Consider the following 15,761-nt stretch of genomic DNA (forward strand, 5'->3'; position numbering starts at 1 on the left):
CGATCACCACATCGCCGACGTTGTCGACGTAGTAAGTGTCAACGCCGTCGCCACCAATCATGGTGTCGGCGCCGAGACCGCCATTCAGGGTGTTGTTCAGTGAATTGCCAGTCAGGATGTCATTGAAAGCCGAACCGATGGCATTCTCGATCTTTGCCCCGTAGGCAATCGCAAGCCCGTCATTGATAGCTTTCTGGTTGTTGTAATCAATGAAGGCTTTGCCGATCTGGCTGTACGCGCCTTCGTTGAGGTTGATACTGACGGGCGCCAGTTGATTGCTGCCATCAATCGTGTCGTCGCCACCGGCATCCCAGATGGTTTCGAAAATCGATTGATTGGCGGACCAGTTGTAAACGTTGTTGCCGGTCTGCCACGCCATATTGGCGCCATACAGGCTCTGGATTGCGACGATGTCCAGGACCATTGGCGTGGTCGGCTGATAGGAGTAGTTGCTGTTGTAACTCATCACCGTGAAATGAACATCGTCCAGAGCCGGGGTGAGCAGAGTTTTGTTGGTCGCGCTAGTATCGAACGGGTGCTTGAGACCTAGAGCATGCCCGATTTCATGCACGAACGTCATGTAGTCGTAAGTGCCTTTGGCTGGGTTCGGATCATTGGTTTGCGGGCCGACCCACACATCTCCGGCGGTCGGCGTGTTGGCAGGGAAATAGGCCCAGGCAGCGGTCTTGTCGTCCATCAACCGGTAGCCGCCGAAACGCAGATCACCCACGTTGGTGAGTGTGTCTGTGGTCAGCGTGAAAGTCAGGTTGGCGACGGCGCTCCATGAGTTAAGGGAGCTTGTGATTGCAAGCTTCTGTCCGGCAGTCAGCTCGTGGAGTGCGTTGTACTCGTTGTCGGGACTATAGTTGGTGATGAAGTAAGACGTCACCGGCGCCATGAAGCTATAGCTCAGGCTGGTCGGCCCAGACGAGCCCCAGTTTGCTCCCAGCCAGTAGGTTCCGGAAATAAGACTGTCGACCAAGGCGTTGCCGGTCAGTGTGGCTGGGAGGCTAAACGAGTAAGTCTGAGGCGTCGGCATGCGAAGTTTCCTGAATACGCTGCGGCCCTTCCTGTTGCGACCGCTACAAAAGTGAGATTTTGCAACAGAACATAAATATTTGACATCATTTGGCCACTATTTTTTTATTGGTGGCGTCAAATTACTGACCTGGCGTTCTGTATCGGCGAGTGCAGTAGAATCCTGAAGCAAAACAATCGCCGTCTGTCCAGGATTACTCATGACCGTCCCAAGCCCAGCGCTCATCCGCGAAACCTTCCCCGTCGGCCCATTGCAGTGCAACTGCACCATCATTGGCGACCCGATCACCAAAAAAGCCATCGTCGTCGATCCGGGTGGCAATCCTGATCTGATCATGGCCCGCCTCGACACGCTGGGCTTGAAAGTCGTCAGCATCATCCACACCCATGCACATCTCGATCATTTTCTCGCCTCGGGGCAAATGAAAGAAAAGACTGGTGCGACCCTGCATCTGCACAAGGAAGACCAATTCCTTTGGGACAACCTCGAGATGCAATGCCAGATGTTCGGCGTGCCCTACGTCCCGGTGCCATCACCGGATCGCTGGTTGTCCGACGATGAGGAGCTGGCCTGCGGTTGCGGTGTGGCACTGCATACGCCGGGTCATACGCCAGGTTCCATGAGCTTTTGGTTTTCAGAGGCTAAGCTGTTGATTGCCGGCGACACACTTTTTCGTCGCGGGGTAGGGCGCACGGATTTATGGGGTGGCGATCAGGCGACCATCGTGCGATCGATCAAGCAGCGGCTGTACACCCTGGACGAAGACGCAACGGTGGTCACCGGGCATGGTCCTGACACCCGTCTGGGCGATGAAATGCGCGAGAACCCTTTCGTGCGGGCGTAAATATTTTGTCATGGGGGGGCGGCGGAATTTTTGTCCATTGTCATGATCCAACGCCCGCAGAGGTTTATTGCCAACCGGCCGCTGCACCATAAAATGCAGAAAAGTAGGAGCTCTTCATGTTCACCAAGCGTCGTTTGATTATTGTCGCTACTGCCGTGGCCTTGCTGTCCGGCTGCGCCTCGCCTAACCCTTATGACAACCAGGGTCAGGCCGACGGTGGCTCCCAAGGCATGAGCAAAACCGCCAAATACGGTGGCCTCGGCGCTCTGGCCGGTGCACTGGCCGGTGCTGCTATCGGTCACGATAACCGTGGCAAGGGTGCCTTGATCGGTGCTGCCGTGGTCGGTGCTTCGGCGGCCGGTTACGGTTACTACGCCGACCAGCAAGAGAAGAAACTGCGTGCCAGCATGGCAAACACCGGTGTTGAAGTGCAGCGCCAGGGCGATCAGATCAAGCTGATCATGCCAGGCAACATCACGTTCGCCACCGATTCGGCGAACATCGCTTCCAGCTTCTATCAGCCGCTGAACAATCTCGCCGGCTCCCTGAAGGAGTTCAGCCAGAACCAGATCGAAATCGTCGGCTATACCGACAGCACCGGCAGCCGCCAGCACAACATGGACCTGTCCCAGCGTCGTGCACAGAGCGTGGCGACCTACCTGACATCGCAAGGTGTCAGCGGTGCCAACCTGTCGGCCCGTGGTGCCGGTCCGGATAATCCGATTGCCAGCAACGGCGACGTCAATGGCCGGGCGCAGAACCGCCGTGTCGAAGTCAACCTGAAGGCGATTCCGGGCCAGCAGTATGGTGGCCAGCAGCAACAGCCGGGTACGGTTCAGCAGTATCCGTAACTGATTGTCTGAATGAAGAAATGCCCGATCCTGTGATCGGGCATTTTTTTTGTGAGGCCTTTACCGGCCTCTTCGCGAGCAAGCTCGCTCCCACAGGGTTATGTGCCGGACACAGCAGGCACCCTCAATCACTGTGGGAGCGAGCTTGCTCGCGAAGGGGGCCAAACAGGCAACGAATATCCCGGATACAAAAAAGCCCCCGGACACATCACTGTCCGGGGGCTTTTTGCTTGTCGCTGCAACCGATTACTTCTTCAAACCATAATGCTCATCGAGCATGCCCGGCGCGTTCGGAGTCTTCGGCGCGTAATCGCGTGGCGGCTCCTGATCGCGCGGTGGCGTCAGGCGTTCGCGCGGGGTCTGCACCGCATCAGAGTGCAGCGAGGCGAGCAGGCGCTGGCGGGTCTGCTCGTCCAGGGCCAGACGATTGGCGCCCTCGGCGAGATGATCCTGCACTTCCTGATAGCTTTGGGTCAGTTTCTTGACCAGCATCGCGGTGCTGTTGAAGTGGGTGACCACTTCGTTTTGATAACTGTCGAAACGCTCCTGGATATCATCCAGTTGACGTTGCGTACGGCTCGGCGCGGCGTTCGGCGCAACGCGAGCGATCAGGAATCCAATGGCGACACCCACAACCAGGGCAAGAGTCGGTAACAACCAAACTAAGAGCGAGTGTTCCACGAGTCCTTCCTCTATACACGGCGTTGCTTTACGTTATCGGCTCGAACCTGCGCTGTATACCGCGATTCACTCGCAATAGATTGGCACAGACAATTTGCTAGACGAGTCGACCCGATTCGAGGTCACGGAGTTCCTTCCTTGCTGATGCGTGAAACCCCTGTAGTGATTGATGGCCCAGTCGGCCAAATTGAAGCGCTTCACCTGGACAGCGAGCAGCCGCGCGGCATCGCGCTGATCTGCCATCCGAACCCGGTGCAGGGCGGCACCATGCTCAACAAGGTCGTCTCGACCTTGCAGCGCACCGCGCGCGACGCCGGTTTGATCACCCTGCGCTTCAACTATCGCGGCGTCGGCGCCAGCGAAGGTAGCCACGACATGGGCACCGGTGAAGTCGACGACGCTCAAGCCGCCGCCGCATGGCTGTTGGAAAAACACCCGAATCTGCCGCTGACCCTGTTCGGTTTCTCCTTCGGCGGATTTGTTGCAGCAAGTCTCGGCGGCCGTCTCGAAGCCCAGGGCGTGCCGCTCAAGCACCTGTTCATGGTTGCGCCGGCAGTCATGCGGTTGGGCGAGCAGGATCAACTGCCGCAGCAGGGCGAGCTGACCGTCATCCAGCCGGAAACCGACGAAGTCATCGATCCGCAGCTGGTCTATGACTGGTCGGACACACTCCCGCGCCCCCATGAGCTCCTGAAAGTGGCAGAATGCGGACACTTTTTTCATGGCAAGCTGACCGATCTCAAGGATCTGATCCTGCCGCGTCTCTCGAATTGACTGCAGTCTGACAAGCGATTACCCATGACGAACCGTACCCGCATCCTCACCGGCATCACCACCACCGGCACGCCACACCTTGGCAACTACGCCGGCGCTATCCGTCCGGCGATCCTCGCCAGTCGTGACAGCAATGCCGATTCGTTCTACTTTCTGGCCGACTACCACGCCCTGATCAAATGCGATGACCCGCTGCGCATCCAGCGCTCGCGTCTGGAAATCGCTGCGACCTGGCTGGCCGGTGGCCTGGATGTCGACCGCGTGACCTTCTACCGTCAGTCGGACATCCCGGAAATCCCCGAGCTGACCTGGCTGCTGACCTGCGTCGCCGCCAAAGGCCTGCTCAACCGCGCGCACGCCTACAAGGCCTCGGTGGACAAGAACGTCGAAACCGGTGAAGACCCGGATGCCGGCATCACCATGGGTCTCTACAGCTACCCGGTGCTGATGGCCGCGGACATCCTGATGTTCAACGCGCACAAGGTGCCGGTCGGTCGTGACCAGATCCAGCATGTGGAAATGGCCCGCGACATCGGCCAGCGTTTCAACCACCTGTTTGGTCAGGGCAAGGAATTCTTCACCATGCCCGAAGCGCTGATCGAAGAAAGCGTGGCGACGTTGCCTGGCCTCGACGGTCGCAAGATGTCGAAGAGCTACGACAACACCATCCCGTTGTTCTCCAGCGCCAAAGAGATGAAGGACGCGATCTCGCGGATCGTCACCGACTCCCGCGCGCCGGGCGAAGCCAAAGATCCGGACAACTCGCACCTGTTCACCCTGTTCCAGGCGTTCTCGACGCCAGTGCAGGCTGAAGATTTCCGCAGTGAACTGCTTGGCGGTCTGGGTTGGGGCGAGGCGAAGAGCCGTCTGTTCCAGTTGCTCGACAGCGAACTGGGCGAGTCCCGCGAGCGTTATCACCAACTGATCGAACGTCCGGCCGACCTGGAAGACATCCTGCAAGTCGGTGCCAAAAAGGCTCGTGCCGTGGCAACGCCGTTCCTCAACGAACTGCGCGAAGCCGTTGGCCTGCGTTCATTCGTCAAGCAGGTTCAGGTGGCTGCGACCACCAAGAAGAAAGCCGCGAAAGCCGCTCGCTTCGTCAGCTTCCGTGAAGACGATGGCAGCTTCCGCTTCCGTCTGCTGGCGGCCGATGGCGAGCAATTGCTGCTGTCGCGCAACTTCGCCGATGGCAAAACCGCCGGCCAGGTGACCAAGCAACTGCAATCCGGTCAGCCTCTGGACGTGCGCAGCGATGACATGAGCTTCAGCGTATGGCTGGAAGGCGAATGCATCGGCGACAGCCCGGCATTCGCTGACAGCACAGCGCGGGACGCGGCCATTGAGGCCCTGCGCATCGCGTTGACCCCGGTTCAGGAATAATCAGCGGCGCGGCCCGACCAAGGGCTGATTGCCATTCCCACGGGCCGTCGCTACAGTGACGGCCCGTTTTTGTTGCCTTGCTAACGAATTATGACGCCCCTAGAACGATACCAAGCTGATCTGAAACGCCCGGACTTCTTCCATGACGCCGCGCAGGAAACTGCTGTGCGTCATTTGCAGCGCCTGTACGAAGATCTGATCGCCGCCGATCAGAACAAACCGGGCCTGCTGAGCAAACTGTTTGGCAAAAAGGATCAGACGCCGGTCAAGGGCCTGTATTTCTGGGGCGGTGTGGGTCGTGGCAAGACTTACCTGGTCGACACCTTCTTCGAAGCGCTGCCGTTCAAGGAAAAGACTCGCACGCACTTCCACCGCTTCATGAAGCGTGTGCACGAAGAGATGAAAACCCTCGGCGGCGAGAAAAATCCGCTGACCCTCATCGCCAAGCGTTTTGCGGCTGAGTCGCGGGTCATCTGCTTCGATGAGTTCTTCGTCTCCGACATCACCGACGCGATGATCCTCGGCACGCTGATGGAAGAATTGTTCAAAAACGGCGTGACCCTGGTCGCGACCTCGAACATCGTTCCCGATGGTCTGTACAAGGACGGCCTGCAACGCGCGCGCTTCCTGCCGGCCATTGCGCTGATCAAGCTGCACACCGAAATCGTCAACGTCGACAGCGGCGTCGACTACCGTCTGCGTCACCTCGAACAAGCGGAACTGTTCCACTATCCGCTCGACGAAGCCGCTCACGAAAGCCTGCGCAAGAGCTTCCGGGCCCTGACGCCGGAGTGCACCGCTGCGGTCGAGAATGACGTGCTGATCATCGAAAATCGCGAAATTCGCGCCCTGCGCACGTGTGATGACGTGGCCTGGTTCGACTTCCGCGAACTGTGCGACGGCCCGCGTAGCCAGAACGACTACATTGAACTGGGCAAGATTTTCCACGCCGTGCTGCTCAGCGGTGTCGAACAGATGAGCGTCACCACCGACGACATCGCTCGACGCTTCATCAACATGGTCGACGAGTTCTACGACCGCAACGTGAAGCTGATCATTTCTGCCGAAGTCGAATTGAAAGATCTGTACACCGGCGGGCGCCTGAACTTCGAGTTCCAGCGTACGCTGAGTCGTCTGCTGGAGATGCAGTCGCACGAATTCCTGTCTCGGGCGCATAAGCCTTAAAGAGATTTCGAATTCGAAAGAGGGGCCTGCAAATGCAGGCCTTTTTTATAGCGTCTGGTAACCGATTGAATTGAGGTAAGACGCCAGATGCTCTTGTTGTCGGCACCCGATCAGCAGCCAAAGCAAAATCCTCGCTTTGCGCGGGCAGGCAAACCCCGCCATCAAGGCCCCCTTGCGCTGCAAATCGATTTCGCTGCCTTCAAAGCCGTAGGTTGACCGTGCCGTGGAGCCACCTCCGGTGCGTGTCGCGATGATTACCGGGATGTGTCGGGCGATTTTTTCGATGACTTTGGCCCAGTGTGCGCAAACATGTCCGGCACCGAACCCGGCGATCACCAACCCGTCGTAACCCAGCGCGACGACATTTTCCAGCAGCAGGCTGTCCGCAGAAAGCGACGCTTCCAGCAAGGCGATCGTCTGGCTGGTGTTTTGCGGCAGGGGCAAGACTTGCCGTGAACCCGGCGGCTGCAAATAGCGCACCGCGCCTTCCATCAGTAAGCCTGCCGGTCCGGTGACAGGCGATGCGAACGCGTGCAGTGCCATGGAGTCGACTTTGCGCACAGTGCGCGCCCGGTGAATCTGTCCGTTGATAACCACTTGAACGCCGCGCCCGCGACTGCATTGCGCCAGTGCAACGCGGCCGGCATCCAACAGATTTGCCGGGCCATCGGCACCCGCCTGGGCTGCCGAGCGCATGGCACCCGTCAGCACCAGCGGTTCGTCGTGGTCCCACAGGTGATCAAAAAAAGTGGCGGACTCCTCCAGCGTGTCCGTGCCTTGAATAATGATTATTCCCGCCGCACCTTGATTGATCTGAAGGTTCGCCCAGCACAGCACGCTCAACAGGTATTCGAAATCAAGTGAGGCGCCGGGCAACAGTCCGAGCGTCTCGACGGTCAACTGTGCGAGCGTTTTCAGTTCCGGTACGGTGTTCAAGAGCGCCTCGCCGGACACCGTTGGAACGACGCCTTCGCCGCTTTGTTGCGATTGCATGCTGACAGTGCCGCCGAGTGCGGCAATGGCCAGTTTAGGCAAGTCCATGTGATACCTCGCAAAGGAAGCCGGCTGCTCCCGAGTTCCATTCAAGAGCCAGCCGGGGATGGGGGGGGCGTCAGTTGCTTGCCAGCCATCCGACGAGCGGAAGGATCAGCAGAGTGCTGATGGCCATGGACAACACATTCCCGATGAAACCGTGCATATGCCCCGGCACTCGTTGCGCCAAGGCGCAAGCCAGCGGTGGCGCGATCAAAGCGCCAAGCAATGCGCTTGAGGCGATCACTTGCCAATCGCCGCCGTAGGTCAAAATAGCGGCCGGAACAACTGACACCAATGGCACATAGGTTGGGTACCAACCTCGGGCCATCCATTGTTTTCGCCAGATCAGCACGCCCAGTGCCGAGGTCAATGCCTGGCCCGCCAGCAGTTGCGGCAGCAAACCGGTGCCGTAAACAGGGCTCATCGGGTTCAAGGTGAACGCCAGTAATGCTCCGGCGATCAGCCCAAGGCTGGCCCATTCGTTGCCGAAAAAAGGTGCTTCGGAGAAGTCCGCCAAGACACGGCGAATGCTCCAGACCACACCATAATCGGGAGCCTTGGCGGTCACGGTGACGCTGACATCCTCGGCGACTGGTTCGGGCGCCGCGGATTTCAGCAGGCTCGGTACGCTGCGGCAGAGTACGAAGGCGCCGATGCTGGCGATCGCCATGCCCGATACGTTGCCGATCACGACGGGCAGTCCGAGGGGATTGCAAACGTAGTTCACGATCAAAATGCAAATGGGCGTCACGAAAAGGGCTCCCATGATTGCGCCATTGACCGCGACCTTCCAGCCACCCCCAAACATCAGAACCATGGCCGCGGGCAACGACACGAACGCTGCAAACGTTGGCTGCCAGCTCGTGGCGGTGACGGTCCAACCCCACACGAGATTGCTCAGTACCAAACCCAGCAGCGAGCTGGTGACGAGCCATGGCCATAGTCCGCTGCCGTAACAGATGGTAAAGCCTTGCCAGGATTTACCCGTTCGGTTCGCCCAATAACCCAGATACGCACCTGCCAAAAGACCGATGGATGCGAACTCGTGTTTATAAAAAGCCACCTCGCTGATATCTCCCAACACCCAGCGCAGCCAGGCGGTCGGCTCGGGAAGATTTGAGACCATGTGGCCGTAGTCCGGCCAGCGTGCTGACCACAGCATGTGATTGGTCAATGAGAGCCAGACAATCAGCGCGGTCGCACCCAGCAGCAATCCAATGATCGTGCTGTCGAGTATTGTTCTGGCGGCGATTTGTTTCCGTGGTTTTGCGTGGACAGTTCCCATTTCCTTGGTCCCCCGGTTAGCGCGGAAGGCACGGATGCTGGGTGTAGCCGAGCATTCGGTCGTAGACATCGCAGCGACGATCCCGATGCAGGTCATTTAAATCGTTCCAGATAAGCGCGCTGCGAGCGCTGGTCAGGTCAATATCGGCATAGAGGATTTCCTGTTGGTCGGCAGATGCCACGCGGCCTATCGGCCAGCCGTTGGTGCCGGCGATCAACGAACATCCAAGGTATCGAGCGCCGCGCTCTTCGCCAATTCGACTCGCCGCCGCGATAAACACATTGTTGACATGTGCGGCGGTCATGGTCAGATAGGAGGCCATGCATTTGCCGGCGTCATCGAACAACGGTGGAGGAGTCCAGACCCAATTGTTCAGGCTGCAAATGATGTCTGCGCCTTGCTGGCTCAGAATCCTCGGGACCTCTGGAAACCAGATGTCCCAACAGATCAGCAATCCAATGCGACCGATAGGCGTGTCGAAGACCGGGAATCCCGAGTCGCCGGCCGTAAACCAGAGCTTTTCCAGGTTCCAGAGATGAGCCTTGCGATACTTGCCGATAAACCCGTCAGGCCCCACTAGCACGCCAGTGTTGTACAACTGCGATCCCTCGCGTTCGGTCAGCCCGGCTACCAGATAAACCTGATGATGACGGGCAAAATCTTCCCAACTGCTGACACTCGGCCCGTCTGGAACCGCTTCGGCATGATCAAATGCATCCTGCCGATTTTGGAAGTAATAACCAGTATTGGTCAGCTCGGGCAAAACGATGAGGTTTGCGCCGTTGTTAACCGCTTCCAGCGCCAACTCCAGGCTGGTACCCAAGTTTGCCGCGCGGTTCTGCGTGCCGACCTGCGGATCGCATTGCACGACCGCAACACGAACGGGGCTTGTGGACTCACTCATTTTCATGACCTCTTATTATTGTTTTCACGCCGTTGAATGGCGGGGTCATAAGAGTCGAGTCGAGAGCAAAGCGTAAGTCGGCGCTTTCCGGTTAAGTTGTAGTCCGTCTCCTAGGAAGAGTAACCATGCGTTAACGTAAGACCCTCAGCTTGCTGCCGGGACCTTCGTGACGAGTGGATGGCGCGCGGAGAAAATCAGGCGTCGTGTTGATAGTGCGGGTAGTCATTCATGGTGAAGCCGCCGTTGAAACTCGCACCGGTCTTGTCGCAAATATGAATGACTGCATCGACGGCACCGCGAAAGCAAGGTTCTGTCCAGCCGGCATCGACTGAAAATGACTCTCCAGATAAATACAGCCCGGAAGCATTTGAATAGTCTCGGTTGTATTTCAGTAGGCGGACGGCATCGTGGTAAGCGCCGGGGCGATAAAGCTTGGCGCAGCCCAACGAATTTTTATCAGTCATCCAGCGCTGCACGACGGCTTGCTCCAGGCCAATGAACGGGGAAATCCGTTGCTGAATATTGCTGGAGTTCATGAGGATTCTGTCCAGTTCTTCCGCGCACTTTGCGACCAGTTCTTTGTCGCTGAAACAGGAAAGCTTGGTTGCGTCATCCTCCCAGGTGTAACTCAAAAGAATACAGTCGTAGCTGTAATTCTCGTTGTACCGGTAGGTATAAACGTCACGTATAAAGCTGTCCGTGACGATCGCTTGAGGGATGGTGGTATTGGCGGACAAAAAGGATTTCTTCAGCGGCGCGAAGACCTTGCAGCTGGTTTCCCAGTGCGCGGTTTTGTACGCGTTAATCGTTTCGAACGGCAGCATCTGTGGCCTGAAGTTTTCCAGCTTGATTCGGGTCTCGATCAGCCATGAGGGCAGCGTCATGATCACTGAATCAAAGTCACTAAAGTGTTCCTGGGTTAACTCGGGCTGGCTGTGTTTCCAGTTGAAATAGACTCGGGTTTTCCCGCTGCCGAGTTTTTTCAGACGGTTGACGGCGCAGTCCGTCAGCAGGCCTTCACTGCTTTGCAGGCAGTGCTCATAAAAAGATTGGTTGCACTCATCGGGCTTCATGAACATCAGGCATTCACTCAGCGCAGCGAGCCCCAGATAGCGCGGTTTTTCAAACTGCAGGCCAGTCGAATCGAAGACTGCCTTGCTGTTCACATGGGGGGAGTCAGGTAAAGGGTCGCCTTTCTCATCCACCCGGCCACGCACTAATTGCAAATGGCTGCTGAAACCAAATATGGCAGTGCGCAGTGGATACAGTGCGCACACGTCGTAGAAGGCTCCCCAGCTACCGTCACCAATTCCGATGGCATAGAAAATTGATGACTCCTTTGCCGACATGCCCATCCCGCCAAAGTCACCGGGAGCGTCGCGATTCCAGCTCTGCATGGCAGGCATGCCAACTAGTTCACGGAAGGAAACGGCGTGGTATTTATCGACGATAGTGGCCCACACGGCTTCCCAGTCCTCACCTGCGTACATTTCGGCGACATGCCGGGTCATGCGGTCGGCGAAAGCTCTCCACTTGGCATACACCGCTTGCAGTTCATCGCTGGGAGGAGGCGTCTGGCCGTCGGCATTTTTCCAGATCAGCATTTGCGGTGTGGACTCGCCCGACAGACTACCCTCGCGCAGGTAAATGCCGGTTGATTTGACCCATTGGCTGCCGGGGTTGGCGAAGTCCGAAAGCGACAAGTCAAAGGTCTTTGCGTAGTAGGCCATCAGCGACCGACCCTCAGTCGGCAACTCACCGTCGCGATTGAACAGAGGCATGCGCATCGCGCCCATTTCAAACGGAGTATGGCTCGCGCTGGATTGAGGGCTTCCCGGAACGGTCAGGTGCCTGCCGCCTATTCGCGAGGATTGTTCGATGAGCGTGATATGCCTGAAGCCGCAGCGCAGCAACTCTCGGGCGGCTGTGAGACCGGTGACGCCAGCGCCAATGATGCAGATCCGGTGTTGTGGGTCAGTGGCGCGGGCGATGCCGTCTTTTTGTTCGACCAATGCGCGATAGTCGAAGCACAAGTCAGGAGGATTGGGAAAGCGGGCCTTCCAATTGCCCGGAGTCGAGCGTTTTGTTCGTACCTCAACGCCGGCGGCCTGTGATGGGTAGTTGTAGCTGGATCCGATGGTCACTGTTCATCTTCCTTGATGCGATGTGCATGTGAAGAAGTCTGTACGGCGAACCAATGTATGAATAGTCGTAAAACAGGCCGGGAAGCTGATCTGTTTTCGCTGGTTTACGTGGGAAAAAACACGCCAATTAGAGCAGTCCATGTGAAAGGATTACTCGCACATGGACGTCTGTCTTTTTGTGTTTACGCAGCTTGCTGAAACTGCTGCCGATACTGGTTCGGCGACAATTCGGTGTGCTGACGAAACAGTCGCGCGAAGAAACTCGCGTCGTCATAACCGACTTCATAACTGATGGTTTTGATGCTTTTGCGGCTGGCAGACAACAAGCCCTTGGCCGTTTCGATGCGCAGCCGTTGCAGGTAGTGCAGGGGCTTGTCGCCGGTGGCGGTCTGGAAGCGGCGCATGAAGTTGCGGATGCTCATGCCGTGCTCGCGCGCGACGTCCTCGAAGCGAAACTTGTCGGCGAAGTGCTCTTCGAGCCAGTGCTGGATCTGCAGGATGATCACGTCCTGATGCAACTTCTGCCCGCCAAAACCAATGCGGCCCGGCGAGTAGCTGCGCTGCACTTCGTAGAGGATGTCGCGGGCTACAGCCTGCGCGACGTTGGCGCCGCAGAAGCGCTCGATCAAGTAGATGTAGAGGTCGCAGGCCGACGTGGTGCCGCCGGCACAGTAGAGATTGTCGGCGTCGGTCAGGTGTTTGTCCTGATTGAGGTAGACCTTCGGGAAGCGTTCGGTGAAGGCGTTGAAAAAGCGCCAGTAGGTCGTTGCTTCCTTGCCATCAAGCAGGCCGGCCTCGGCCAGCCAGAACACCCCCGTGGCTTCGCCGCACAGAACGGCGCCACGAGCGTGTTGCTCGCGCAGCCACGGCAGGATTTGCGGGTAGCGGCTGCACATCGTGTCGAAATCTTCCCAGAACGCCGGGAGGATGATGATATCGGTATTTTCCAGGCCGCCGTCCACTGGCATGACCACATTACTGAAGCTTTTGACCGGCTTGCCATCGGGGCTGACCAATCGGGTTTCGAATGCCGGAGTCAGGCCTTGGCCCAGTTGTTTGCCGTAACGCAGGCTCGCCACATGGAAGAAGTCCTTGGCTTGCATGAGGGTGTAGGCGAAAACCTGGTCGATCGCCAGGATGCTGACGCGCCGCAAGGGCGTGGAGACGTGCTTGGACATAATTCAACTTTTGTTTTGTTTTTATAAGGGAAAGTGGTCACCAGACGGCTGGATCGTCTTATTTTTTGTCGGATGTGTCCAGTGTCCTCTATCGGAGGGGAGGCTTAGTCTCTGAAGGACACAGCCCTCCAACAAGAAAGAAAGGTGCCGCATGATCCCCAGAACCTTGTTCAGTTCCGAGCACGAATTGTTCCGCGACAGCGTACGAACCTTCCTCGAAAAAGAGGCCGTGCCGTTTCACGGGCAATGGGAGAAACAAGGCCATATCGACCGCAAACTCTGGAACAAGGCGGGGGAGGCGGGGATGCTTTGTTCGCATCTGCCGGAAGAATACGGCGGCTTGGGGGCGGACTTTCTGTACAGCACAGTGGTGATCGAAGAGGTCGGTCGACTGGGCCTGACCGGTATCGGCTTCTCGTTACATTCTGACATTGTTGCGCCGTACATCCTGCATTACGGCAGCGAAGCACTGAAACACAAATACCTGCCGAAACTGGTGTCGGGCGAGATGGTCACGGCCATTGCCATGACTGAGCCCGGCGCGGGTTCCGATCTGCAGGGCGTCAAGACCACCGCCGTGCTGGACGGTGACGAGTACGTGATCAACGGCTCCAAGACCTTTATCACCAATGGCTTTCTCGCTGATCTGGTGATTGTCGTCGCCAAGACCGACCCAAAGGCCGGCGCCAAGGGCACCAGCCTGTTTCTGGTGGAAGCGAATACGCCGGGCTTCGAGAAGGGCAAACGCCTGGAGAAGGTCGGAATGAAGGCGCAGGACACGTCGGAATTGTTCTTCCAGGACGTACGCGTGCCGAAGGAGAATTTACTCGGGCAGGCCGGGGCGGGGTTCGCATATCTGATGCAGGAGTTGCCGCAGGAGCGTCTGACCGTGGCAATTGGTGGTCTGGCTTCAGCGGAAGCAGCGTTGCAATGGACGCTTGATTACACCCGTGATCGCAAGGCGTTCGGCAAGGCAATCGCCGACTTCCAGAACACCCGCTTCAAACTGGCGGAAATGGCTACGGAAATTCAGATCGGTCGGGTGTTCGTTGATCGCTGTCTTGAGCTGCATCTGCAAGGCAAGCTCGACGTGCCGACGGCGGCGATGGCCAAGTACTGGGGCACCGACCTGCAATGCAAGGTACTCGACGAATGTGTGCAGTTGCATGGCGGTTACGGCTACATGTGGGAATACCCGGTGGCCCGGGCGTGGGCGGATGCGCGCGTGCAGCGGATTTATGCCGGCACCAATGAAATCATGAAGGAGATCATTGCGCGGTCGCTTTGAATTTTGCAGTGAGTTGACAGGCCCCTTCGCGAGCAAGCTCGCTCCCACAGGTACGGTGATCCTCTGTGGGAGCGAGCTTGCTCGCGAAGACGGTGTATCAGACGATCAAGGCGCCGGGTTCGGATGATCCTTGTGAATCGCCTCGATCCCCGCCAGCACTTCATCCGACAGCTTCAGATCGAAGCTGGCGATGTTGCTGTCCAGTTGCTCGAGCGTCGTCGCGCCAATAATGTTGCTGGTGACGAACGGCTGCTGAGTCACGAACGCCAAGGCCATTTGCGCCGGATCCAGACCGTGTTCACGGGCCAGTGCGACATAACGGCTGCATGCTGCTTCCGATTGCGCGTTGAAATAGCGGCTGAAGCGGCTGTAGAGGCTCAGGCGACCTTTTGGCGGACGCGCGCCACCTTCGTACTTGCCGGACAGGAAACCGAACGCCAGCGGCGAATAAGCGAGCAGGCCACATTGTTCGCGGATGGCGATTTCTGCCAGGCCCACTTCAAAGCTGCGGTTGAGCAGGTTGTACGGGTTCTGGATCGACACCGCACGCGGCCAGCCCCGAGCTTCGGCCAGAGCGAGGAAGCGCATGGTGCCCCACGGCGTTTCGTTGGACAGGCCAATGTGGCGGATTTTGCCGGCCTTCACTTGCTCGTCGAGCGCTTCGAGGGTGTCTTCAAGTGGCGTCAGGTTGGCTTCGATCTTGTGCTTGTAGCCCAACTGTCCGAAAAAGTTGGTGCTGCGCTCCGGCCAGTGCAACTGGTAAAGATCGATGTAATCGGTTTGCAGGCGCTTGAGGCTGGCATCCACCGCTTCAGTGATGTGCTGGCGGTTGTGGCGCAGGTTTTTGTCGCGGATGTAGTCAATGGTGTTGCCGGGGCCGGCGATCTTGCTGGCCAGGATCCAGTCGGCGCGATCACCACGGCTTTTGAAGTAATTGCCGATATAGCGCTCGGTGGTGGCGTAGGTTTCGGCTTTCGGCGGTACCGGATACATCTCGGCGGTGTCGATGAAATTGATCCCGGCCTTTTTGGCCCGCTCGATCTGGGCGAAGGCTTCAGCTTCAGTGTTTTGCTCGCCCCAGGTCATGGTGCCTATTCATATTTATATCTGTTTATGGTCGTTTAGGGATAGATTGTGATTGTGCTTGTTGTTCTCGTTGGTCTAATTATTATT

Annotated in this window: 14 protein-coding genes; 6 read left to right on the forward strand and 8 right to left on the reverse strand. The window is 57.7% G+C overall.

The features are described from left to right. A partial coding sequence (locus ACIQVE_RS24315; RefSeq protein WP_402813226.1) for a M10 family metallopeptidase occupies positions 1 to 1,039 on the reverse strand: 1,039 nt, incomplete at its 3' end. Positions 1,040 to 1,238: 199 nt separating this feature from the next. Here ACIQVE_RS24315 and ACIQVE_RS24320 point away from each other — a divergent pair. Then, positions 1,239 to 1,883: an MBL fold metallo-hydrolase gene (locus ACIQVE_RS24320; protein WP_402813229.1), complete on the forward strand. Its 645-nt coding sequence runs from the start codon at positions 1,239 to 1,241 to the stop codon at positions 1,881 to 1,883. A gap of 116 nt (positions 1,884 to 1,999) precedes the next feature. Further along, a complete protein-coding gene (locus tag ACIQVE_RS24325) occupies positions 2,000 to 2,734 on the forward strand; it encodes an OmpA family protein (protein ID WP_150604367.1) in 735 nt (244 codons plus the stop codon). A gap of 246 nt (positions 2,735 to 2,980) precedes the next feature. On the opposite strand, the gene ACIQVE_RS24330 is transcribed toward ACIQVE_RS24325, so the two are convergent. Continuing rightward, entirely contained in the window at positions 2,981 to 3,415 is a 435-nt protein-coding gene (locus tag ACIQVE_RS24330; RefSeq protein ID WP_402813233.1) for a YhcB family protein, read from the reverse strand. A 144-nt stretch (positions 3,416 to 3,559) separates the two neighbouring features. Here ACIQVE_RS24330 and ACIQVE_RS24335 point away from each other — a divergent pair, with 144 nt between their 5' ends. The 3 genes from ACIQVE_RS24335 (at position 3,560) to zapE (ending at position 6,754) form a co-directional block, all read left to right on the forward strand. Beyond that, on the forward strand, positions 3,560 to 4,189 hold the full coding sequence (locus tag ACIQVE_RS24335) for an alpha/beta hydrolase (protein WP_402813258.1): 630 nt from the start codon (positions 3,560 to 3,562) through the stop codon (positions 4,187 to 4,189). A 24-nt stretch (positions 4,190 to 4,213) separates the two neighbouring features. Beyond that, positions 4,214 to 5,569, forward strand: a complete 1,356-nt coding sequence (locus ACIQVE_RS24340; protein ID WP_402813236.1) for a tryptophan--tRNA ligase — start codon at positions 4,214 to 4,216, stop codon at positions 5,567 to 5,569. Between the two features lie 90 nt (positions 5,570 to 5,659). Next, positions 5,660 to 6,754: a cell division protein ZapE gene (gene zapE / locus ACIQVE_RS24345; protein WP_402813238.1), complete on the forward strand. Its 1,095-nt coding sequence runs from the start codon at positions 5,660 to 5,662 to the stop codon at positions 6,752 to 6,754. Positions 6,755 to 6,799: 45 nt separating this feature from the next. On the opposite strand, the gene ACIQVE_RS24350 is transcribed toward zapE, so the two are convergent. The 5 genes from ACIQVE_RS24350 to ACIQVE_RS24370 all read right to left on the reverse strand — a co-directional run bounded on the left by ACIQVE_RS24350 (position 6,800) and on the right by ACIQVE_RS24370 (position 13,201). Next, entirely contained in the window at positions 6,800 to 7,795 is a 996-nt protein-coding gene (locus ACIQVE_RS24350) for an asparaginase (RefSeq protein WP_402813241.1), read from the reverse strand. Between the two features lie 70 nt (positions 7,796 to 7,865). Then, complete coding sequence (locus ACIQVE_RS24355) at positions 7,866 to 9,074, reverse strand: hypothetical protein (RefSeq protein WP_402813261.1); 1,209 nt, start codon at positions 9,072 to 9,074, stop codon at positions 7,866 to 7,868. A 16-nt stretch (positions 9,075 to 9,090) separates the two neighbouring features. Beyond that, on the reverse strand, positions 9,091 to 9,978 hold the full coding sequence (locus ACIQVE_RS24360; RefSeq protein ID WP_402813244.1) for a nitrilase family protein: 888 nt from the start codon (positions 9,976 to 9,978) through the stop codon (positions 9,091 to 9,093). Positions 9,979 to 10,172: 194 nt separating this feature from the next. Continuing rightward, the gene (locus ACIQVE_RS24365; RefSeq protein ID WP_402813247.1) at positions 10,173 to 12,122 is read right to left on the reverse strand and encodes a flavin monoamine oxidase family protein; all 1,950 of its coding nucleotides are present in this window, start codon (positions 12,120 to 12,122) and stop codon (positions 10,173 to 10,175) included. Positions 12,123 to 12,304: 182 nt separating this feature from the next. Beyond that, positions 12,305 to 13,201 carry a GlxA family transcriptional regulator gene (locus ACIQVE_RS24370; protein ID WP_402813264.1) on the reverse strand — a complete coding sequence of 299 codons (897 nt, stop codon included), beginning with the start codon at positions 13,199 to 13,201 and terminating at the stop codon, positions 12,305 to 12,307. Between the two features lie 250 nt (positions 13,202 to 13,451). Here ACIQVE_RS24370 and ACIQVE_RS24375 point away from each other — a divergent pair, with 250 nt between their 5' ends. Further along, positions 13,452 to 14,588, forward strand: a complete 1,137-nt coding sequence (locus ACIQVE_RS24375) for an acyl-CoA dehydrogenase family protein (protein WP_402813250.1) — start codon at positions 13,452 to 13,454, stop codon at positions 14,586 to 14,588. A gap of 105 nt (positions 14,589 to 14,693) precedes the next feature. On the opposite strand, the gene ACIQVE_RS24380 is transcribed toward ACIQVE_RS24375, so the two are convergent. After that, a complete protein-coding gene (locus ACIQVE_RS24380) occupies positions 14,694 to 15,674 on the reverse strand; it encodes an NADP(H)-dependent aldo-keto reductase (protein WP_402813252.1) in 981 nt (326 codons plus the stop codon). Between the last annotated feature and the right edge of the window lie 87 nt (positions 15,675 to 15,761).

Origin of the sequence: Pseudomonas sp. NPDC098747 (assembly GCF_044760045.1) — a bacterium.
In the GTDB taxonomy this organism is placed as follows: Bacteria; Pseudomonadota; Gammaproteobacteria; order Pseudomonadales; family Pseudomonadaceae; genus Aquipseudomonas.

Bases quoted from the DNA above. Each gene is read 5' to 3' on its own strand.
- ACIQVE_RS24340 (WP_402813236.1), top strand. From the start codon at position 4,214: ATGACGAACCGTACCCGCATCCTCACCGGCATCACCACCACCGGCACG.
- zapE (WP_402813238.1), top strand. From the start codon at position 5,660: ATGACGCCCCTAGAACGATACCAAGCTGATCTGAAACGCCCGGACTTC.
- ACIQVE_RS24350 (WP_402813241.1), bottom strand. From the start codon at position 7,795: ATGGACTTGCCTAAACTGGCCATTGCCGCACTCGGCGGCACTGTCAGC.
- ACIQVE_RS24375 (WP_402813250.1), top strand. From the start codon at position 13,452: ATGATCCCCAGAACCTTGTTCAGTTCCGAGCACGAATTGTTCCGCGAC.
- ACIQVE_RS24335 (WP_402813258.1), top strand. From the start codon at position 3,560: ATGCGTGAAACCCCTGTAGTGATTGATGGCCCAGTCGGCCAAATTGAA.
- ACIQVE_RS24325 (WP_150604367.1), top strand. From the start codon at position 2,000: ATGTTCACCAAGCGTCGTTTGATTATTGTCGCTACTGCCGTGGCCTTG.
- ACIQVE_RS24360 (WP_402813244.1), bottom strand. From the start codon at position 9,978: ATGAGTGAGTCCACAAGCCCCGTTCGTGTTGCGGTCGTGCAATGCGAT.
- ACIQVE_RS24355 (WP_402813261.1), bottom strand. From the start codon at position 9,074: ATGGGAACTGTCCACGCAAAACCACGGAAACAAATCGCCGCCAGAACA.
- ACIQVE_RS24320 (WP_402813229.1), top strand. From the start codon at position 1,239: ATGACCGTCCCAAGCCCAGCGCTCATCCGCGAAACCTTCCCCGTCGGC.
- ACIQVE_RS24380 (WP_402813252.1), bottom strand. From the start codon at position 15,674: ATGACCTGGGGCGAGCAAAACACTGAAGCTGAAGCCTTCGCCCAGATC.